General features: G+C 47.0%; 21 protein-coding genes. 6 read left to right on the forward strand and 15 right to left on the reverse strand.

Annotated elements, in window-relative coordinates:
* Positions 1-52 precede the first annotated feature (52 nt).
* From AC1XUF_RS17245 to AC1XUF_RS17285, 9 genes are all read right to left on the reverse strand, one after another.
* Positions 53-571 (reverse strand): TlpA family protein disulfide reductase, encoded by a 519-nt coding sequence (locus AC1XUF_RS17245; RefSeq protein ID WP_483343063.1) that lies wholly within the window; start codon positions 569-571, stop codon positions 53-55.
* Between the two features lie 13 nt (positions 572-584).
* Positions 585-1,022 (reverse strand): rhodanese-like domain-containing protein, encoded by a 438-nt coding sequence (locus AC1XUF_RS17250; RefSeq protein ID WP_483343064.1) that lies wholly within the window; start codon positions 1,020-1,022, stop codon positions 585-587.
* A gap of 234 nt (positions 1,023-1,256) precedes the next feature.
* A complete protein-coding gene (locus tag AC1XUF_RS17255) occupies positions 1,257-1,589 on the reverse strand; it encodes a phosphoribosyltransferase family protein (protein ID WP_483343065.1) in 333 nt (110 codons plus the stop codon).
* Positions 1,590-1,660: 71 nt separating this feature from the next.
* On the reverse strand, positions 1,661-1,888 hold the full coding sequence (locus AC1XUF_RS17260) for a phosphoribosyltransferase family protein (RefSeq protein WP_483343066.1): 228 nt from the start codon (positions 1,886-1,888) through the stop codon (positions 1,661-1,663).
* Positions 1,889-2,503: 615 nt separating this feature from the next.
* Positions 2,504-3,232 (reverse strand): CHAD domain-containing protein, encoded by a 729-nt coding sequence (locus tag AC1XUF_RS17265; protein WP_483343067.1) that lies wholly within the window; start codon positions 3,230-3,232, stop codon positions 2,504-2,506.
* A 148-nt stretch (positions 3,233-3,380) separates the two neighbouring features.
* Positions 3,381-3,653 (reverse strand): hypothetical protein, encoded by a 273-nt coding sequence (locus AC1XUF_RS17270; protein WP_483343068.1) that lies wholly within the window; start codon positions 3,651-3,653, stop codon positions 3,381-3,383.
* Positions 3,654-3,736: 83 nt separating this feature from the next.
* Positions 3,737-3,937, reverse strand: a complete 201-nt coding sequence (locus tag AC1XUF_RS17275; RefSeq protein ID WP_483343069.1) for a YtxH domain-containing protein — start codon at positions 3,935-3,937, stop codon at positions 3,737-3,739.
* Between the two features lie 41 nt (positions 3,938-3,978).
* Positions 3,979-4,281, reverse strand: coding sequence for a BON domain-containing protein (locus AC1XUF_RS17280; protein WP_483343070.1), 303 nt, complete (start codon positions 4,279-4,281; stop codon positions 3,979-3,981).
* A gap of 482 nt (positions 4,282-4,763) precedes the next feature.
* Positions 4,764-5,213 carry an Hsp20/alpha crystallin family protein gene (locus AC1XUF_RS17285; protein WP_483343071.1) on the reverse strand — a complete coding sequence of 150 codons (450 nt, stop codon included), beginning with the start codon at positions 5,211-5,213 and terminating at the stop codon, positions 4,764-4,766.
* 827 nt (positions 5,214-6,040) lie between these two features.
* Between AC1XUF_RS17285 and AC1XUF_RS17290 the strand changes: the two genes are divergently transcribed.
* On the forward strand, positions 6,041-7,693 hold the full coding sequence (locus tag AC1XUF_RS17290) for a response regulator (protein ID WP_483343072.1): 1,653 nt from the start codon (positions 6,041-6,043) through the stop codon (positions 7,691-7,693).
* On the opposite strand, the gene AC1XUF_RS17295 is transcribed toward AC1XUF_RS17290, so the two are convergent.
* Positions 7,690-9,759: a tetratricopeptide repeat protein gene (locus tag AC1XUF_RS17295; protein ID WP_483343073.1), complete on the reverse strand. Its 2,070-nt coding sequence runs from the start codon at positions 9,757-9,759 to the stop codon at positions 7,690-7,692. The genes AC1XUF_RS17290 and AC1XUF_RS17295 overlap by 4 nt on opposite strands.
* 63 nt (positions 9,760-9,822) lie before the next feature.
* Positions 9,823-10,536: a LytR/AlgR family response regulator transcription factor gene (locus AC1XUF_RS17300; protein WP_483343074.1), complete on the reverse strand. Its 714-nt coding sequence runs from the start codon at positions 10,534-10,536 to the stop codon at positions 9,823-9,825.
* A gap of 166 nt (positions 10,537-10,702) precedes the next feature.
* Here AC1XUF_RS17300 and AC1XUF_RS17305 point away from each other — a divergent pair, with 166 nt between their 5' ends.
* The 5 genes from AC1XUF_RS17305 to AC1XUF_RS17325 are packed head-to-tail and all read left to right on the forward strand — an operon-like array spanning position 10,703 to position 14,067.
* Positions 10,703-11,563: a hypothetical protein gene (locus tag AC1XUF_RS17305; RefSeq protein ID WP_483343075.1), complete on the forward strand. Its 861-nt coding sequence runs from the start codon at positions 10,703-10,705 to the stop codon at positions 11,561-11,563.
* 29 nt (positions 11,564-11,592) lie between these two features.
* Positions 11,593-12,207, forward strand: coding sequence for a cupin domain-containing protein (locus AC1XUF_RS17310; RefSeq protein WP_483343076.1), 615 nt, complete (start codon positions 11,593-11,595; stop codon positions 12,205-12,207).
* A 14-nt stretch (positions 12,208-12,221) separates the two neighbouring features.
* Positions 12,222-12,836, forward strand: a complete 615-nt coding sequence (locus AC1XUF_RS17315; RefSeq protein WP_483343077.1) for a hypothetical protein — start codon at positions 12,222-12,224, stop codon at positions 12,834-12,836.
* A complete protein-coding gene (locus AC1XUF_RS17320) occupies positions 12,833-13,381 on the forward strand; it encodes a hypothetical protein (RefSeq protein ID WP_483343078.1) in 549 nt (182 codons plus the stop codon). The genes AC1XUF_RS17315 and AC1XUF_RS17320 overlap by 4 nt, the downstream gene beginning before the upstream one ends.
* A 2-nt stretch (positions 13,382-13,383) precedes the next feature.
* Entirely contained in the window at positions 13,384-14,067 is a 684-nt protein-coding gene (locus AC1XUF_RS17325) for a hypothetical protein (RefSeq protein ID WP_483343079.1), read from the forward strand.
* Positions 14,068-14,403: 336 nt separating this feature from the next.
* On the opposite strand, the gene AC1XUF_RS17330 is transcribed toward AC1XUF_RS17325, so the two are convergent.
* The 4 genes from AC1XUF_RS17330 to AC1XUF_RS17345 form a co-directional block, all read right to left on the reverse strand.
* Positions 14,404-15,276, reverse strand: a complete 873-nt coding sequence (locus AC1XUF_RS17330) for an AraC family transcriptional regulator (protein ID WP_483343080.1) — start codon at positions 15,274-15,276, stop codon at positions 14,404-14,406.
* A gap of 9 nt (positions 15,277-15,285) precedes the next feature.
* The gene (locus AC1XUF_RS17335; protein WP_483343081.1) at positions 15,286-15,987 is read right to left on the reverse strand and encodes an SIP domain-containing protein; all 702 of its coding nucleotides are present in this window, start codon (positions 15,985-15,987) and stop codon (positions 15,286-15,288) included.
* A 40-nt stretch (positions 15,988-16,027) separates the two neighbouring features.
* Entirely contained in the window at positions 16,028-16,315 is a 288-nt protein-coding gene (locus AC1XUF_RS17340) for a hypothetical protein (protein ID WP_483343082.1), read from the reverse strand.
* A 416-nt stretch (positions 16,316-16,731) separates the two neighbouring features.
* On the reverse strand, positions 16,732-18,606 hold the full coding sequence (locus AC1XUF_RS17345; protein ID WP_483343083.1) for a right-handed parallel beta-helix repeat-containing protein: 1,875 nt from the start codon (positions 18,604-18,606) through the stop codon (positions 16,732-16,734).
* Positions 18,607-18,684: the final 78 nt, after the last annotated feature.

The raw sequence follows: 18,684 nt of genomic DNA on the forward strand, positions 1-18,684 counted from the left end.
ACACCTGCTCAGCCAGGTGTTCATTTTGATTATCAAATTCGTACGGCACGACTCATTGGCTGAACCTAGTACTTAGGAATTCATCCAGTTCCTTTCCGTGTAAGTTCAGCGCCACGACGTAGCCATTACCATCAATGATCATGTTAAAGGGGAGCTCTTCCAGCTGATAGGTTGTTGCAACAGGTGATGTCCAGAATTTCAAATCACTCACTTGTGCCCAGGGCAGCCCCAGCTTTTTAACGGCCCGCTCCCAGGCGTCTTTTTTACTGTCGAGGGAGATGGCAAAGATTTCGAAATTATGGTCCTGTACGTGAGGGCGGTGATATTTGGCGTACAGTCTTTTGAGCTCCGGCTGCTCCTGAACGCAGGGAGCGCACCAGGAAGCCCAAAAGTCGATCAGGACGGTGTTACCCCTTAAAGCATAAAGCGACTTTTTTTCACCCTTTATCGAAGGCAACTCAATTTCAGGGGCCAGGCTCCCGATTTTGATTGCCTGCTGAGTGAATGCCTTTTCCACAGCGGCACAAACCAAAAAGCCCGCGAAGCAGATTATGATTGTCAATTTTGTCATTTGCGGCGTCGGACTATTGGATAGGATAACTCTTATCAATCCAATCCGTTTTGATATTTTTGGAAATATCCAAAAGCCTCGCATTTTTGAAACCCATCTTCTTAACCTGACTAAAGGCGGGCCGGATATTAGGGCAGCGGTCGAAAGGGCAGCAGCCACAGTAAATGACAACTTCGCGGTCTTTATCTTCTTTTGACAGCAGATTTTCGAGTTTCTTTATATTTTGCTTTTCACTGCCAGGGCCCACATCCACCGAGCCTTTGATCACTGCCTGCGGCCCGATATTGAGAATAAGCGGCATCGGTTTTTTCGCCTGTTCAATACGGTCTGCCAATTGCTTTGGTGCCATCAGGTCGGAAGTGGTCCATGGCTCCTGGGCAGCTTGTCCCATCGCGTATGAGGTTAATATCATCAAATACAGGACCGTGATGACGTGTGAAATTTTTTTCATATTTGTCGTGTCGATTTTTAAGTTAAGAGTTTCAACAGGTGGACAACCGTCCGATCCCGTTCCTGAAAAACCACTACTATCCATACATCGTTCCCTGTAATGTTATTATGCGCTGACACGATGGCTTCTTTGTTTGCAATGCCTTCAATGGCCATTCATAAGGGTCATTCTTGAAAAATCACCGGGGCCTGGGCCGTGGCGGATTTTCCCAAACAGCTTCTTCTCACTGGATCATCATCCTTCCTTGTTCCGACTACCCATTTTTTTCAGATAGGACATCACCTCTTCGTCACTTACCTGGTTAAAGTTCTTATAGAAAGCACCAACGCTAGCAAAATCCTCTGGTATCAACACCGTTACGACTTCTTCAACTTCCCTGGTTAATTTTTGCACTGCTTGCTTCGAGGCTACCGGAACGCCGATGACAATTTTAGCAGGCCGGCCTTTGCGTATTAATCTGACCGTACCCAGAATTGTACTACCAGTTGCGATACCGTCATCTATGATAATTACTGTTTTGCCTTCCATGTTTTGCGTGGGCGTGTAGCCACCGAATTTTCGGTACATTTCCGTTAATCGTTCCCTTATAGATATGAGTTCGCGTTGTATGTATTCGGGTTGGACATTGTGCCGGGGCATCACAAAAAATCCGAAAGACTTGCCGCCCCAATGGCGTACTCTTTGTGACTTGGATGCCCGATCTTTTTAACCAGGACTATTTCCAGGGTAAACCCAAGTTCCCGTGCAACCTGATACGCAACCGGCACGCCGCCGCGCGGAACCGCTAGTATAATGACCGGGTCATCTTTGTATTTGCGGAGTTTTGCTGCCAGCAGTTCACCGGCTTCTGTTCTGTCTTTGAACATTATAGTAAACTTTAATTGCGTATATAATCACACCATGATGGCCGGTATATGGTTTTTGAACCAACCGGATGCCAGCTCAGTCACTTTTCTAATTTTCCGGGCTCTTCAAATAAATGGGAGCCCCCGTTCCCCATTTCCAGCCGCTTTTCGCATTTCAGGTCATGATAAACCTCCCCAACCCGGCACACAACCGTAAAAACCTCTGGCAACCAGGCGGCGTCTCGCAGTGCTTACGGTAGCTGGCCGGGGGTGTTACCTGCTCTTATTCGTTCAATTTCTGTTAAGTCTCCTGATCGTATCAGGATGGTTCTTTGCCCGGCTTATGCAGTGGCTATTGCTGTTTCTTCATTTGTATGCCCGTCTTCAAGGATGGCATTGGCTATTTCAATCGCCTTGTTCCTGACATAAACAGGCAGATCGAGGCATCATACCGGAAAAACGTACACAGTATTACGTTACCAGCTTGCAGGCACCCATCCAGCCTGATCCTCCTTAGCAGTCAGGTCGAGTCCGGCCGAGATTAACTGGTGTCTTGTTATCCCAAAATAGAAATAGTAACAGGCTGATATTGATTAATGTGATCGTGTAATCTCTGAAATTATATTTCGAACATATTTACCTGCTTTTAATAGATCGCCTATTGAAATCTTTGGAGAGCCCATTGATCTTTACCTCAAGAATGGATTTCTTACGGCCCAGTTGGACGGCGGTTTTTGGATCAGGTTCAGAGGATCTCAATGTCAGCGTGTAATCGTGCCATTTTCCGATCGCCTCCTGTAAGGAATCCAGATATTTGCTATTAAGTTGCCTGGACAGCACTTCCCGGGCAATTTTCTCATTGTACAACAGTATCTTGATCTTTTTACGGCACTTATGCAAATGTGCATCTGGAGACGGTGCCGCGACTTCCATGGCGATTTTTCGCAGTTGAGTCCTATAGAAGTTATTAATTGTTCTGTTTTTGACACCTTTTACTTTGCTGTCTAATTTTCGGTGCGCTTTCTTAATTTTTTTTAGGCTTTTTCTTTTCTTTAAGTAAAAAATCGAAAAAGCTTTTTCGGGCAATTGCTGCTCTTTCAACATCTGTATGCGAACAGATGCATTTCTTAGTTCGCCCGCACGTTTGAAAACTTTTCTAACCGTTTTGAAATGGGGAAGCAATTTGGTGTGGCGGCGGCCAAAGTCCAACAGAATTAAAAAAGCTTCAATTTTTTTGACCTGAATTCGGAACTGGTGAAGATGCTCTTGCTCATTCGTGTCAAAATAATCTTTGAGCCACCTTCTCATCTCTCTCCATTCGTCTTCAAAATATTCAATGGCTTTTTTCTTTGTAACGAATTTCAATGGTTAAGTGGTTTGAAATTTTGAACCAAAAAATAGGATAGGGGGCCGTAAAGACGAATGCATGTTAAAATGCTACCGAGCGATGATAATCACCGTACCGCTTACACAACAATTTTCATAATGAAAGTTGCCCATAATGACTAGGTAATCAGTGATGGTTGATAGGAAACTGGTATCCCAAAATAATACATCCGGCGCCAGTCCTATTTTTACCATTGATCTGATATTTCTGTATATTGATAAACCCGTAGTTGAAACCTTCTTCCAAAATAAGGTCACTGTTATGCAGTCTGTATTTGGCAGTCAGATTTGGGATACTCAACCCACCTTTCAACCCAAAATCGAAGATTTGCTGCGCCGGGCAAAGGTTGAATTTGAAAAAGATAAACATCGCCAGCAAATGAATTATATAGTTTTTCATCGGCGTCCATACCAGGTTAAGGAAACTTGAGTGACTATTTTTCGTGCTTTTTTCTTAAGAGCGATTTGTCTATTCCATTTAAACTAAGATTCCAGAAGTCGGTTTCTTTTTAGTTTTCGTAATAAATGTCTGATTCTGTATTTCAGATTGTCGTAGGAGTCTTCACCTTTCTCACGAATTTTTCTTCGGGTCCTGCTGCCTTTTTCAGGCGCAAAAAGAATTCCTGTGAGAAAACTAATGGTTGCGATAAAAATAATGGTCGGGATAATTTGTTTCGGTTTCATATTAATGGCGTAAAATATTCCTCCTGACCAATGCAGGAAACTTAGATGATTCTTGAACACAGGTAAGGGCATTGAAATGTCAGATAGTTGACGACATTTCTGACTCCAAAAATATTTGTCACAATCTGACAAGCAACATCCCGCTCTTTCTCTGATTTCACTTTGCCGTCGAGATATACAGTTCTGCCTATCACACGAATCCTGATTTGATCGCTGTCAACGAAGGGATCGTTTACAAGCGTTTCACGAACTTTCAGCAACAGCTCGGCATCAACATCACTGGCCTCGCCGGATATTTCCGGAGGTCCTTTAACGCTTTTTGACTTCGTCTCATCGTTTTCCATGTTCTGTATCTGAATCTTGGATTATTAGGGACTTGTGATTTGCAAACGTAGATTAAATTTATTGGTGACAAGGTGCTATGAGAATGATATACAATCTATTTGCAGATGATTTTAATCAGCCGGTCTATGCTGTAAATAATTGCATGGTCGCCCGGCAGTTTCAAAATCCTATGGAAATACAGTTTTGACAAATTTTTCTAAGAGTGATTCGCAGGGAGAAATCTTTACAAAATTCCAATCCAGGTCGTTGAGACGGTAGTAGTTGTCACATGTTCGACCCGGTGAAAATGAGTAGATATTTAATGCTTCAAACCAAAGATTGACCTGGCCGTGTTTGAGCAATGGGTATAATGCGGTTTCGCACCGACAGACAAGCAAATGCTGATTCATACATATGCTTTTTTGACAGCCAGCAGTCCAGTTTTTGGCCGGGCCTGAATAAATAAAAAGGGCTTGCGATCAACAAGCCCTTTCTGCGCGGGTTAAGCTATTTCAATCAATCTCGGTGATTTTTGCCTGGCCTGTTCCTTCTTGGGAATAGTAAGGTAAAGAATACCGTTGTCATACCGGGCCGCAATACCATTGTCGTCTACGACGTCTTTAGGCAGCACAAAACTCCTGTGGAACGATTGGTAGCTGAACTCTTTTCGGCTATAACCATCCTCGCTACTTTTCTGCTCCTGCTGTTTATGGGAGCTGATTGTGAGCGTGTTGCCATCAAGTTCGATCTTGAAATCACTTTTGGCCATGCCGGGGGCGGCCATTTCCACTTCGAAATGATCGCCGGTTTCGCGGATGTTGACCGATGGCACAGTCGTGCTGGTCGATGAATAGTTGCTGTTGTCCCAGTTAAAACGTTCGCGGCCAAAGAAATCGTCGAACAGCGCTGGGAATACGGGGGACAATGTCCCGTTCCTTTTGATGAGTGACATAATTAACCGTTTTTAAATAGTTAAACAATACTAATCAGCCCGAGCCTTCGCAGCCGAAGCTAACGAGCAAAAATCAAAGGTTGTGCCAGTCGGCCTGAATCAGACATTTTTGCTGTCGGCTGTCAATTTTTCCAGTAAAATGGTCGTAATGCTGTCATTATTTTAGTTGTCAGCCGTACGAAAGTCTTGCATAAGGACGACCTGTCGGTTATTGAGGCAGATACGTACCAGCTCAGTTCTGAGATGTGATTTGCCTGTCCATATCATCCACTTTTTAACTATGCCAAACCAAAGCTCTTGCCCGGCACAGTTCGGGAATAACCGGCCCACGGTGTCACCGGTAAAGGGTTCTACACTTACTTTCAGTGCCGGAACTTAGCAGTCCAAAAAATTGGGATAAGTGGGAAACGGGCAGATGGGTATTTTTGTAACTTCGCGGACAATTATCCTCCAACTCAACGATATCATGTTAACCTTCAAGAGAAACTGCCCCTATTGCGGTTCTAAAGATATTTCGCGTCGGTCGCGCCCTGTTTTAGCCAGGAATTTCTTTTTCCCATCCCGTTATTTTCAGTGTGAAAGGTGCCTGCGACACTTTTTTATGCTAAAATTTTGAGCTCATTCGGACGCTACCTGTCGGAGCCTGAAAATACTTCGTGAGCTTGCGTGCGCGCATTTATTCGATAGCCAGCATATTTTTAATCGTACGCATGCAATTAAAACAGAAAATGACCGATAGACACCAATTCATATTTCGAAACCAGCAGAGCCTTTTAGATAAGACCCGTGTTAAAATATTACTGGCCTGTATTCTTACTTTTTTGTTCATGCGACTGATATTTCTGGGACTGCACCTCCTGGAGCATCCTGGAATGCCGTGCTTACTACCAGTTATATTGCCTCTGATGTGGCTGATATGCCTGGGCGTGCTTTTGTTCGGGAATTCCTGGAAGGTGGCAGCCAATGTTTTTATGGGGTGCCTGACTTTTATCATTTGGGCAAATATCATCTTTGTCCAGGCCAGTATTAATGTAGTGGTTACCCAATATTGTCTGCTCGCGCTTTCCTGTGGCTATTATTTGCTGGGGCCGAAGAAAGGCCTGCTGTATTCCACCATCAGTATTCTGCCGCTCTTTACGGAAGTGGTACTAAAAAGCTATTTTGGATATGAAATCCCGGGTAGAGATATATTCCCGAACCCGATGGCGTACCCGATTTTAATTGTCACTAACTTCCTGCTGCTGGTGTATGTGCATTATATGTTTTTTGAAGCACATATGCGGGTAGATCAGCAGAAGGATGCGCTAAAAAGTGAGCTGATGGCAGCATTGGCTGAGTCCCGTTTACAGACAGTAGGGAAAACTAATTTTCTTCTGACCATGTCGCATCAATTGCGCACACCTTTGAACGTAGTGCAAGGTGCAGCCAGCTTGCTTCTGACGGGCGCAAAATTGCCTCAGCAAGAGGAATATTTCCAGATGCTTCAATTTTCCACCAATAATCTGATGGCCACCATCGACCATATTGTCGACTTCACTGATTTGGAAGAAGGGGGTGTCGAGCTTGCCAGCGAGCCCTTTTTTCCAGGGGAGTTAGTCAGAAACGTGTACAAGTCGTTTCGGGCTACCGCGGATCAGAAAGATCTTAAATTTTCCCTGGATTCCGACCTTGCAGTGCGCGACGCGGCGGTGTATGGCGACGTGCTGCGTCTTAGTCAAATTCTCTTTCATCTGGTCGAAAATGCGGTCATGTTTACGGAGACCGGCCATATTTCGATAGCTATGCGCGCTTCACGGCCTGCCTGGGACAAACTCACCTTGTCTTTCCGGGTGACAGATACGGGAATTGGATTATCGAAAGAACAATTACTGAAAGTACTGGATCCCTTTGCCAGTATCCGCGCCGAGAGCAGCAGACAGCATCACGGAACGCTGGGCCTGGCCATCGCTTATCGACTTGTTCGCCTGCATAACCAAAACCTTACCGTCGAAAGTCAGGAGGGTTATGGGACAACGGTCAGTTTCGACATGGAGTATCCGCTCGTGGACCAGGATTCTCAGACGATCGGTTCCAGCACGCCTGGTGAAAGAACTCTTGTAGGTTACCGCGTTCTCGTAGTGGATGATGAACCTTTGAACATTCTGGTGATAAAAAGGCAGCTGGAACGTTGGTCAGTGATTGCAGATAGTTGTACGGATGGGGTGCAGGCAGTTGAGAAGGTTTCGGACGGCCATTACGACCTGATCCTGATGGACATCAACATGCCGAGAATGGATGGCTTTGAGGCGGCAAGAAGGATCCGGCAAATGGACGATCCTGCAAAGGCTGCGATACCGATAATGGCCGTCACCGCGTCGACGGAGGCAGTTGAGGAGGGTATCGGGCGGTCGCCCGATATCAACGACTATATACTTAAGCCATTGAAAACGGACGAGTTATGGCGAAAAATCTGCTTTTTCCTGGCGGACAAAACTTCTTAGCCTGTCTTCTGTAAGGCCAATTGAAACTCTGTGCCCCTTTCGGGATAGGACCTGACACTGACCCGACAGGCAATGGCCCGTGCCAGGTCGCGAACGAGATGCAGTCCAAGCCCATTTTTCCCTGAAATCGTAGCGTTATCGAAATACAAGATCTCTAGCTGCTGATCCGTAATCCCAGGACCATTGTCGGAGATGGTCAAAATCACCTCCCCGTTTTCATACTTTGCCTGCCATTGAATATGTCCGTTGGGATGGTTACGCACTGCCTTAACGGCGTTACTGGTCAGATTCTGCATGATCGTACGCAGAAAATCCTCATCGGTTGTCACTTTCAGGCCATCGGGCGCCAGATAACTAAACTTTACCTGGGTTGTCCCGGCGAAAAACCTTTGCAAATACTGAAAAAGTGCTTCGATCGGAACCTGCCTGACAACCGGCCTGAACTGCTCCATCTGACTTTTACTCCAAAGCAGCATTGACTCCATGTTATCAAGCAAGTCCTGCGCTGCTTCCGTGATCTTTTGCTGATGCGCAACGGCCTTGTCGGGCGGGAGCAGATCCGGACTATTGCGCTGCAGGTTCAGGAAGCTGATCAGGTTGGCTATCGGGCTGCGCAGGTCGTGGCTCAGAATGGCAAAAAAACGGGTCTTCACCTCGTTCGCCTCGCCCAGCTCCTGATTCAAACGGAGCAAAGTAACGTTGGTGCGTTGCCGGGTACGGCTTTGCTTATAAATTAAGGCCCCAATAACAAGCAAAAGGCCAACGCCGATGATCAGGGCCATTTGCTGGCGTTTCTGTCCGGCAATGGTTAGGTTATTGATCTGAAGCTGCCTGTCGCGCAGTTCGATTTCGCGTTGACTTTCCAGCCCGGCAATCTTGTTTTTAGCCCCCTGAGAGTACAGGGAATCCTGAACAGCCTGATATGCCCTGAAATTTTCATAAGCTCCTTTGTAATCTTTCATGAGCGCCTGAAGTTCCGCCAGATTTCCCCGGAAATGTGCCTGGTTGCTTACCTCGCCCCGGTCGGCGCTGATCCTGATGGCTTCTGTCAAAAACTTTTCCGCCAGTCGCAGTCGCGCGTTCCTGTCCCGAGGTATAACGGTAGAACTATCCGCGCCTGGATACCGTACCAGGTCCATATAAGCGATTCCCAGATTACCCAGATTAGCAACTGCGTCGGGATGATCAGGGTTGATCTGATTCCATAATTGACTGGCTTTGAGTGCATATGCTATTTTTTGTTTGAAATCATGCTGCATGGCAATCGAAAGGTTTCCGTACGTCTTCGCCAATCCATCCTTGTTGTCGACCTGCTGATGCAGGGCCAAGGCCTGAGTCCCATATGTCCGTGCCTTGGGCCAGTCGTGCATTTGTGTGTAAAGAGCGGCCATGCTGGTCATGGAGGCTGCTAATTCGCGGCGTGCATTGATGTCCGGATTATGTTGCTGTTGCCGCAATGCCAGAGACCTACGACCGAATTGAAGTGCCTTCGGGAAGTTCTGCTGAATCCGATATATTTCTGATATGTTGTCGAGGCACAAGCCGATGAGGTAGTTGTCCCCGGTAGCTTCGGCATATTTCAGGCCTTCGAAATAGTAGCGGGTGGCTGCGGCATAATTGGAACGTAGGTTGTGTTCGGTTGCTCCAATGTTGTTGGTGGTGCCAGCCAGATTCCAGTTGTCGCCCAGTTGCTTGTAGATGGCAATTGCTTTCCGATAATAATAAAGGCAAGAGTCGTAATTACCTTTTTCGCTGTAAGCACGGCCGATGTACGTGTTGAAAACACCTATACCCCGGGACCACTTCATGCGGGTTGTGTGCCGTAGCCCCGTCCGACTGTAACGCAGTGCTTCATCGACATTAACAAAAAAAAGTTCATCAACGATGACCCGGTACAATCTGGCCTTTAAGGTGTCGTCAGCTGTTTTTGGGAGTTCATGCAAGAGTGAATCGATCAGTGCCCGTCCCTGTTTCTGCGCGGGAGCAGGTGTTGCCAGTAGTACAGAGGCGAATAACAGAAATTGAAATCGAAAGTGCCACCCATCGTTTTTCCGAAGCAATGTCATAATCAAAGTATTAGAATCGCATATAGCCAGAAATCAGACTACTTAGTTTAGATTGACAGCACATTATCCGGCGCTGATAGAGTCCAGCGCGGAGCGGTAACTGCGACCCACCGGTAATATAAATTGCCGGGCATAGACATTGTGTGTATCAATGCGGTCAATATAATTCCGTTGCACAGCATAACTCCTGTGAACGCGCAAAAAAGACTGGAAAGGTTTGCGCTGTAACAGGTTTCCAATGGACGTCAGGACTGTGTACTGGCGTTCGGAAGTTACTATACGGGTATAGTCCCTCAAACCTTCCAAATAAATGATTTCATGAAAGTTCAGTTTGATCTGCTGGTGGCCGTCCTTGATAAACACAGTATCAGCACCCAAACTCAGGTCGAACAGCCGGGCCTTATTTTTTATTTCAAAAAAAAGCGCAACGCGTTTCATGGTATGACCAAACCGATCGGACCGGATGGGCTTGATCAGATAATCAAAGGCATCGACGGCAAAGCTGTCGGCGGCATAGTCAGGATAGGACGTGATAAATATGCAAACCGGGACCTGCATAAGTTTCATCCGCAATTCCAGCCCATTCAGACCCGGCATGTCAATGTCAAGCAACAGGACGTCCACACTCCGGTTTTGGAGGAAAAGCAAGGCTTCGGCAGCTGATTGAAACACCCCTACGATGTCCAGCGCAGCATATTGCCGGGCATGTGCCTGTACAGTCAGACGATCAATCTCATTGTCGTCGACAATGATGCAGGAATACAACTTCGTTAACATTGTTGCATGTAGTCAGTAACCAAATCAAGAGGACGTTTCCACCAAAATTAAACCTTTTACTCAAACCACGGTATTGTTTGTCGATTCAAAATGTCGTTTGTCGAGTGGTCGTTGCCTGGACCGATGAACTTGTGCAGTTTCGACCTGTCATCTTTGATATGGTCTCATGAAAAAACTCTTTCTTTTACTTCTGTTGGCCGGATGCAGCAGCCCGTCTGCCGATCCGGATAGTGATGACCCTGCCGACCCAGGGCCGCCAGGTACCACCAAGCTGGGCGACGGGCAGCCGGGCGTAGTGGGCTTATCCGGAATTGAAGCCTGGGATCAACTGGCCGGCGCCGAAAAGGAGCGGATAAAAAGCTGGAATACACTTTTCCTGCATCAGTCGGTTGGGCAGGATCTGGAGGAGGGGAGCAAAGCTAACGGCATTCCATTCGAATACTTCGGCGCGCAGGACCTGGTTGATAAAGGCGTACAGGGTAAAGGACTGCGCGGCGGTATTTTTGTCGATGTTGGTGGTATCTCCAATGGCAACCCGAACGAAAAGATGCGTGTTTTCGAGGAAGCCGCTTTACGGAGCAAAGCCACCCTGAAGATTGCGATCTTTAAATTTGGTTATGCGGACATCATGGACAGTAACCGGGAAGTTGTGAAGACCGCCTACAAAGCGTTTGTTGATAAACTGCGCCAACAGATTCCCGGGCTTAGGTTTGTCCATGTTACCCCTCCGCTTGTCTACACGACCTCTCCTGAAGAAGGAAACGCGGCGAAGGCCAACTTGGGCCAGTGGATGAAAGATACCTTCAAAAATACGGATGTGATTTTTGATTTACAGGCGATAGAAAGTCAAGATGGGGCCTGCCAACAGAATAATATACCCCGTATTTGTCCTGAAAACCGCGCCAGCGCCACAGATCCGTCAGAGATAAATGGCGTGGACAGTGACGGGCAGGGACATTTAGGAAAGCGAGCGGGGCAGCGTATCAGCAAGGCACTTTTGTATGCCATTTACCAGACCGGGAAATAACGCGTAATCATCACCAACCATTTCAACACATGCAGCGACGTAATTTTTTGTTCACCTCTGCGCTCACAAGCCTGATTTCCGGTTTGGGAGAGATAAGTGCTGCTCCGGAGACGCCCGGCAGCGATCCGCTGAAACCATTTTACCATCCTCCCCAGGAAAGATTGCAAGCTGGCCCGAGGGGACTAAACATCCGGACCAGGGTTCGGCACGGGCAGACCAACGGGCAGTTTTCTTGCGTGGAGTTTGCAATTGCCGCGAAAAAAATGGGGCCGGCACCGCATCTTCATCAAGAACTCGACGAATTGATGTATGTGTTGGAAGGGACCATAACGGTGTTGGTTGGGGATACAGAATACCAGGTACAGGCCGGCGGGTGGCACTTGCGGCCAAGGGGTATTGTACATACATTCTGGAATGCTACCGATAAACCAGCTATAGGCATCGATTGCTATTTCCAGCAACCCTTCGAAGATTACCTGGAAGCTTCTACGTATACGATTCCCGAATACGCAAAAACGCATGGATTAGCCATGAACTCGCCCGAAATTCAGGCTATGTACAAAAAATTGCATGAACAGTTTGGTATGATCGGCTATCCGGATAAAAGGCAGCCCATTATCGAAAAATATGGCTTGATTGCATAAAAAACTATTTTCCGATGTCCAGGGGTTTTCGATTTTTTCTGTTTTTGATCATGATGGCCATGGTCAGCTGGGGTGTTTATGAATGCAAATACTATTACAGCTACTATTCCGACCTGAAAGACCGTCCGTGGGCTTACAGCCGTGACGAACATGCGCAACTGCTGGTGGGCACCTGGCAGGGTGAATTCAGCGACCCAGATCATATCAACAAAACGATCAGGCTCACGATTGAGCCGCCCGTATCAGACGAAGAACGTGCCAGAAAAGCCGCGCGTATAGCGCGAAAACGGAGCGGGTTTGGCTCTCGGGCAGATAAAAAAAGGTTTGGGGGATTTGCGAGTGTGACCAGCGCACGCGGAAAGGAAGAATACGAAGTCAGTGGCCACGTCCGGACAGAAGACGGTCACCAACTCGGTACGGTCGATTTTTCAACCGTTGATGGCGTGCGTCCAATCCGAAATCATTTTTATCTGCACGAAGCCAGCGCAGGAGGCACCTGGCAGGGCGACGAAGTGATGCTCACCGTGAGTTTCACGTACATTACCGCTACCGGTGCCAGCCACTGGAGCAGCGCAGATCCGCGTTTCAACAAAAAAGTAACCATTCATCTTTTACGCATCAAACCATGAAAAAACTTTTGCCTTTCGTACCATTGTCGGCCGTCCTGCTGGGCAACTCGGGAGCTGGCTGCGGCGGTAAAAATACCAACGATCCACAGCCTGACCGTTTCACGAGCCTGATTGGTAGTTGGGAACTGAAAGAGGCGGAAATTTACACCCAGGATACCGGCCAGCCTGAACGTATGCTGGGCAAATCAAGTGAAGGGCTTGCGTTTATGTTTTATACTGACGGCAAATACGATGGCTGTGTTCTGCCCGGTTCGGAATGGGACAATGCAAGTCAGGGCGGCCAGACAGGAAGCTGGAATTGCACAACAGACAAGTCTGGTCGGTGGGCGTTGAAAGTAACCAAACTGGACGGGAAAAACATCGACGACGGCACGTTGACCTTAACCGCCCCAACGATGAAGGAGCTATTTATCCTGGAAAAACTATTTGTCAGCGCCGCCTCGGGTGGCTCTGCAAATGTAACGGTCCTCGTTGGTGAGACCCCAGCTACAACTGATAGCTACGGCAGCAAATCCTGGGCTGTTTATCACTTTGTCAAAAAATAGCCATGAAGCAAGCCCGTATTTTTTCTTTGCTTTCCGCACTCCTGCTGTTGTTTTCGATTTCCTGCTCGCGTCATGAACCGGCGCCCGCTGATTCAATGGCAGATACCCAGTGGTACGGTACATTTTCATATGCGGGTGAAACGATCACGCGGGTATTTACAATTCAGTTCAGCCAGAACAGCGATTTCATCTGGCAGGATTTAGAAGGGACGTACTCCGGTAAATGGTCGCGTATAGATAATGACGTTACGATCAGTTTCTCCGTCAATGGTATTCAGACCCGCTTTCAGCTTGAAGGAAATGATTTGCTAAGCAACCCCGCCAATCTGAATCATAACGCCTGGACAATCAAGCACCTGGCACGGATCGAAAACGAAACGGCATTAAAGATAGGCACGGTACTTCCCAAGACAAATTGGTCGGGGAGCCTGCAAATCGCGTTCGATGTAGATGCAGCCAATACCCTTCTTTTCAAACCTGGTACCAGTTACCATAGTGGCAGGGGGGATTATAGCACTTCGGGGCCGGTGATCCGGATTACCGGCGCGCACTGGGACGCTACCTATAACATCCTGTTTTTTGGAGTCTTCATCAGTGAGAAAACGTTGATCGGCAATTTTCAACAGAAAGGTTTTGCGCAGACGGCGTACAAGACCTTGACGAGCGAAGAGTTTTTTAGAAAATAGGGCAGTATCGGACGGCCTTCCCACCCTTGGTTGTTTCGCAATTTGTTGACTGGCAGACACGCCCTGAAAAGCAGGGAGAAGCAACCGATGCTGTTGCAGTTCAATTGATGAGAGCTAGGCATTGACAAGCCGTTGGAATAACGATTACTTTCTCAAATCGTGCGCTCTTACGCCATTGTAGGTGGTCATATGCGGAGAGGTTATTGTTTTCTCTCATCTCAATACCGTTATATGGCCCTTTTTAACGATACTCTCAGATCATTCTGACATTCATACAGTCCGCTGATCATGACGCGGATGACTGATGGTACCCCGAGCAGTGCCTGCCTGCAGTCGTTAACGGCGCTTCTGACTTTTTCTGAAGTGTACGGGAGAAACGCCTGTGGTCTTTCCAAACAAACGCGTGAAGTATTTGTCATCTTCAAAACCAAGCGAATAGGCGATCTGCCTGACATTCATTTCCGTGTAGTAGAGCAGGCGCTGTGCTTCTGCGATAACCTCCTGCTGGATGAAATAGGTCAGCGGGAACCCTGTTACGCTCTTCACCGTATCGTTGAGATAACTGACCGAGAAATTCATTTTTTCAGCATATGTTACCGGCTTCTTGATGGTTTTGAAATTTTGCTTTACCAGATGCCGGAACTTATTGGTAATTTCTATACTCCTGTGAGAATGGTTTTGCAGGAGCGTATCTTCCTGCGACTTGCACATCACGCAGATCTGATATATAAATGAGTCCAGAAGCGATCTGGTCAGTTGCGCGTGCAGGAGTGTGTCCTGGTGATTGTCAACCACCGAATGTAAGAGCTCAAATAATTTTGTAAACCATTCGCTCTCTTCCTTACCGAGTGTGATCAGCGCAACTTTTGCGCCCGATCCATCTATGGTCATCTTCGCGTTTTCATTGACCAGTTTCGCATCAAAAACCAGCATCCATCCGCTGCAGTTTTGGTAAGTATCCGATTGATGGATCTGCCCGGGATAGGAAACGAGTATCGATTTTTCACATATCCGCACCGGCTGGAAATCCAAATGAAAGTCCATGTGGCCATTTTCGATAAAGAAACAGCAATAATGGTCGTGGCGGTGCGGCTGCGACATTTCACTGGAATAATCTAAAAGAGGAGGGTGGGCAAAATTGAAAATGGCAACACCCGGATTTTGTTCACCTATTTCATCTAGGTGATACAGTGGAATTTTCTGTGACATGCTTCTAAATTAAGACCAAAACCCATGCGCGAAAATCCTGACGTGAAGTTTATCCATGTTTTTAAATACCTTTCTCAATCCAGATACCATTGGAATATGCCCGGCAATGTAAATCGAAGTAAAGTCCGTCCAATTTTCCTTTTCGACAAAATGGCGTAATGTATCCAGACTATCGGCATTAGGCCTTACGATAAATTCAAACTCAGGGTTATTGCGAATAAGTTCTTCTGGAAATACATGGCCTTTATGCAAAGAAACAACGGCCCTAAGTGGGTGTGTTGTTCTGTCTGTCAACTGTTTAAGCGCCAGAAAATGGCCCACCGCGCTGCCATCACCGAAGCATGCTATTTTTCCGGGCTTCGATGGCAGCCCGGCCGCTGGTGCAGGCGCAAATGTAACGCTATCGCCCACCTTCAGGTTTTTTGCCCATGAGCTTCCGTGGCCTTCGTGCCCCGTCTCGATCAACATTGTGCACATTCTTTTTTTGATATCCCAGCTTGCAGGGGAATAATCCCTATAATGGCCGGGCTCTGCTACCTTGATTTTCAGCCGCGGAATGGTCGTCCATTTTTCCATGTCCACACCGGGCAAATGAAGGTCAATTTCGTGCAGCGACCCGGATGTCCACATTCTGATGCCTGATACATACCCATTTTGCGCGAAAGCCCTGTCTATCAGTTTAAAAACTGCCTTTTTAACTCCATCAACCATGTAGCATTTGTTTAAGAGGTATTTTGTCACCTGTTCATTTCTAGTTCGTCAGCTCTTCGCACAGGAATCCCTGCCTGGTCACAAAATCGGCGATTTCCCTGGCAAGAATACAAGATCCTTCTACGCGCAGTATCTTGTCGCAATCCTCCAAGTCAAAACTGATTTTGAGACTTCTGCAAAACTTGGCCAATGCAGAGATGACGGACTTCGCCTCGACCACGTGGTTTACGTTTGTCTTGAAAACATTCACAACTATCTTATCGCCTGTTACCTGGGGAAATCGCTGGCTTTGAGAGATGCCGCTGGCTATGACCGATGACTTGACCATTTACATAAAGGGAATTTGATCCTGTAATAGAATTACCAAGACAAAGGTATCCGCCGCGACATATCCGGAAAAGTGCCGAAAGACAGGAAAGAGTGGACAATTCGCGGGAATTGTTGTCGGAGGATCGCGCGGACGGCAAGTGGATTTAATGTTCGCATTTTTCAGGCCAACACTTTTCCCGTCCTCAATAATCGCGCTAACTGAAAGCTTCGCAGTTCTCCCAGCATTAAGAACAGGGCTCAAAACGGATTTGCCAGCGCGGACAACCAGGTATTTGAGTAACGGTCTTTTTCAAACCCAGCACTCTGGCGGATATGGTTAGCACTAGTTTTAAAAGGTCGATATAAAATGTCCTCATTACAAGTAGTCTATTTATTTGTGAAAATCTGTGGCCGCAAAAGCGCATTTGTGGCCCACTACTCGACGAAAAGACCGCTAGCACCAATAATTTTCAAATTCTCCTTAGGCATGTTCTCCATTTGAATGTTTTTACCCAAAACTTGCCCAGTCAGCTTGATTGCGCTGAGCGTTACCTCCGAGCAGCCGTTGAAATAAAACATACTTTTGTTGCTGGATTGAGCGGGTAGGGTAGTCGTCCGGAAAATCGAATTATTGCTAAAAATCAGCCCCTGAGTACTTTTTGCAAACAAAACAGGATAGTCAAAGACTTTGAAGACATTGTTTTCGATCCTGATATTGAAATGAACCGGCTTTTTGGGATCCGCCACTTTATTCGAAGGGTTGATGGCAATCACGGCGTTCCCGGGTCCTCCCTGATAAGCGCAATCGACAAACTCATTGTTGCGGATCGTAATATCCCGCACGGGGCCGGATTCATACCAGCCTTCGGCATCGGCTTCAATCAGGATTGCGCTCATGCCAGTCCTGAAAAAAACATTGTTTTCAACCAGCGCTTTGCGGGGTGTGGTGAGCAGGATACCCCGCGTATTGGTTCTTGTAAAGTAGTTGCCCCTGATCAGCACTTCCGGAGTATAAGTCATATTTTCGACACAATCATGTGATTCGAGCGCATCAGGTACATTGCCCTCGAATGTCACCGCCATTTCCCGGCCGCTGAGCCGCTCCACTGATTTGACCTTACCTGTTTCAAAACGGATCATTGTGGCCGAATGCACAAAAGCCACGGTATCACCAGGGAAAAATGCATTGAATCCATAACTTTGCCCATGCATGAACCGTAGTTTCAAACGATCGGGCGCGAGCTTTTCGGTCATACGCAGATTGGTGCCATGCACATTAATCGGGTCATCGTGTGCCCCCGAAAACTGACATTCCTCGACGGTAATCTTTCCACGACAGCCTGAAAAATGCATAAAGTCAGCCGAGGACGCGATGATCCGTTTGGTTTCCGGACGGGGCGCGCAGATCACCCTTCGCATGGTGATGTTTTCGGTATACTGGCTCACGATACCCAGCCCATGCATGTAATGCATAGCAACATTTTCCAGCAGGATATTTTTACTTTCCAGAATAAACATACCCACCTGATCCCGAATAATATCTCTGACCGTCAGGATATTACCAGGTTTTGGCTTAAATTGTTCAGGTGTATCGAAATGCACCAGGTTGGGTCGGATCTCCGTGGCCTTGCTGTTCCCGAACGTCTTCCAATCGCTATATCGCATCGTTTTGATGGTGGTATCATACTCGACAGCGTGAAAATGCGTCGTTTTCCAACCTTCACCATGCCAGATCAGCTTGCCGCCTACAATTGAATACTTTGCGTCGGGATGGATTTCCAAATCCACACCTTTGCCGGTACATGCTACATAACGCATCTCCGACATGGTAGGCCTCTCAAAATCCTCTTCGATGTTTTGCAGCTTCACATTTTCGCAATGGTCCATTACGATTGTGGTCATTTTGCCATGGAAGACAAACAATGAACCGCTCCCATCGATTGTCAGATTTCTGGCATTTTTGAAAAGCATTCCAATCGTTTTGACCTTTGCAGAATCTTCTTGCTCGGTGGAGGTATTGGATACGAAATATTGAGCCCTGATTGCGCCGTCCGGCCAGAAATCGTAGCGGCCTTTGGGGAAAATCAGTTTGGAGTGATTGTCTTTGATGGTTTGATCAATGATCTTTTGAACGCGGGCAGTCACATTCTCATAAGTATCGGGTCTGACGCCAAAGTCGGCAACGGAAATCGTTTGGCTGTTTGCGGCCTGAACTGCAAGAAGGTAAGCCGCGACAAGGTTGAGGAGCCTGGAGAAGGAAATGATAAAAGGCATGAGTTTAGTAATAAAATGCGGCGTGATCAGTCTCATTTCAGACACTTTTCTCCGCAGGGATCTTAATCATAAAGACGTAAAAAAAGCACTCAACAAAACTGTTAAGTGCTTTTC

The sequence above is a fragment of the Dyadobacter sp. HNCC25DJ185 genome (genome assembly GCF_056895195.1).

What these genes read in the sequence shown, in the direction of transcription:
- AC1XUF_RS17325 (WP_483343079.1), top strand. Translation starts at nt 13,384, where the DNA reads ATGAAGCAAGCCCGTATTTTTTCTTTGCTTTCCGCACTCCTGCTGTTG.
- AC1XUF_RS17335 (WP_483343081.1), bottom strand. Translation starts at nt 15,987, where the DNA reads ATGGTTGATGGAGTTAAAAAGGCAGTTTTTAAACTGATAGACAGGGCT.
- AC1XUF_RS17275 (WP_483343069.1), bottom strand. Translation starts at nt 3,937, where the DNA reads ATGAAACCGAAACAAATTATCCCGACCATTATTTTTATCGCAACCATT.
- AC1XUF_RS17300 (WP_483343074.1), bottom strand. Translation starts at nt 10,536, where the DNA reads ATGTTAACGAAGTTGTATTCCTGCATCATTGTCGACGACAATGAGATT.
- AC1XUF_RS17270 (WP_483343068.1), bottom strand. Translation starts at nt 3,653, where the DNA reads ATGAAAAACTATATAATTCATTTGCTGGCGATGTTTATCTTTTTCAAA.
- AC1XUF_RS17290 (WP_483343072.1), top strand. Translation starts at nt 6,041, where the DNA reads ATGCGACTGATATTTCTGGGACTGCACCTCCTGGAGCATCCTGGAATG.
- AC1XUF_RS17255 (WP_483343065.1), bottom strand. Translation starts at nt 1,589, where the DNA reads ATGTACCGAAAATTCGGTGGCTACACGCCCACGCAAAACATGGAAGGC.
- AC1XUF_RS17310 (WP_483343076.1), top strand. Translation starts at nt 11,593, where the DNA reads ATGCAGCGACGTAATTTTTTGTTCACCTCTGCGCTCACAAGCCTGATT.
- AC1XUF_RS17345 (WP_483343083.1), bottom strand. Translation starts at nt 18,606, where the DNA reads ATGAGACTGATCACGCCGCATTTTATTACTAAACTCATGCCTTTTATC.
- AC1XUF_RS17340 (WP_483343082.1), bottom strand. Translation starts at nt 16,315, where the DNA reads ATGGTCAAGTCATCGGTCATAGCCAGCGGCATCTCTCAAAGCCAGCGA.
- AC1XUF_RS17245 (WP_483343063.1), bottom strand. Translation starts at nt 571, where the DNA reads ATGACAAAATTGACAATCATAATCTGCTTCGCGGGCTTTTTGGTTTGT.
- AC1XUF_RS17315 (WP_483343077.1), top strand. Translation starts at nt 12,222, where the DNA reads ATGTCCAGGGGTTTTCGATTTTTTCTGTTTTTGATCATGATGGCCATG.
- AC1XUF_RS17330 (WP_483343080.1), bottom strand. Translation starts at nt 15,276, where the DNA reads ATGTCACAGAAAATTCCACTGTATCACCTAGATGAAATAGGTGAACAA.
- AC1XUF_RS17280 (WP_483343070.1), bottom strand. Translation starts at nt 4,281, where the DNA reads ATGGAAAACGATGAGACGAAGTCAAAAAGCGTTAAAGGACCTCCGGAA.
- AC1XUF_RS17260 (WP_483343066.1), bottom strand. Translation starts at nt 1,888, where the DNA reads ATGTTCAAAGACAGAACAGAAGCCGGTGAACTGCTGGCAGCAAAACTC.
- AC1XUF_RS17295 (WP_483343073.1), bottom strand. Translation starts at nt 9,759, where the DNA reads ATGACATTGCTTCGGAAAAACGATGGGTGGCACTTTCGATTTCAATTT.
- AC1XUF_RS17305 (WP_483343075.1), top strand. Translation starts at nt 10,703, where the DNA reads ATGAAAAAACTCTTTCTTTTACTTCTGTTGGCCGGATGCAGCAGCCCG.
- AC1XUF_RS17285 (WP_483343071.1), bottom strand. Translation starts at nt 5,213, where the DNA reads ATGTCACTCATCAAAAGGAACGGGACATTGTCCCCCGTATTCCCAGCG.
- AC1XUF_RS17250 (WP_483343064.1), bottom strand. Translation starts at nt 1,022, where the DNA reads ATGAAAAAAATTTCACACGTCATCACGGTCCTGTATTTGATGATATTA.
- AC1XUF_RS17320 (WP_483343078.1), top strand. Translation starts at nt 12,833, where the DNA reads ATGAAAAAACTTTTGCCTTTCGTACCATTGTCGGCCGTCCTGCTGGGC.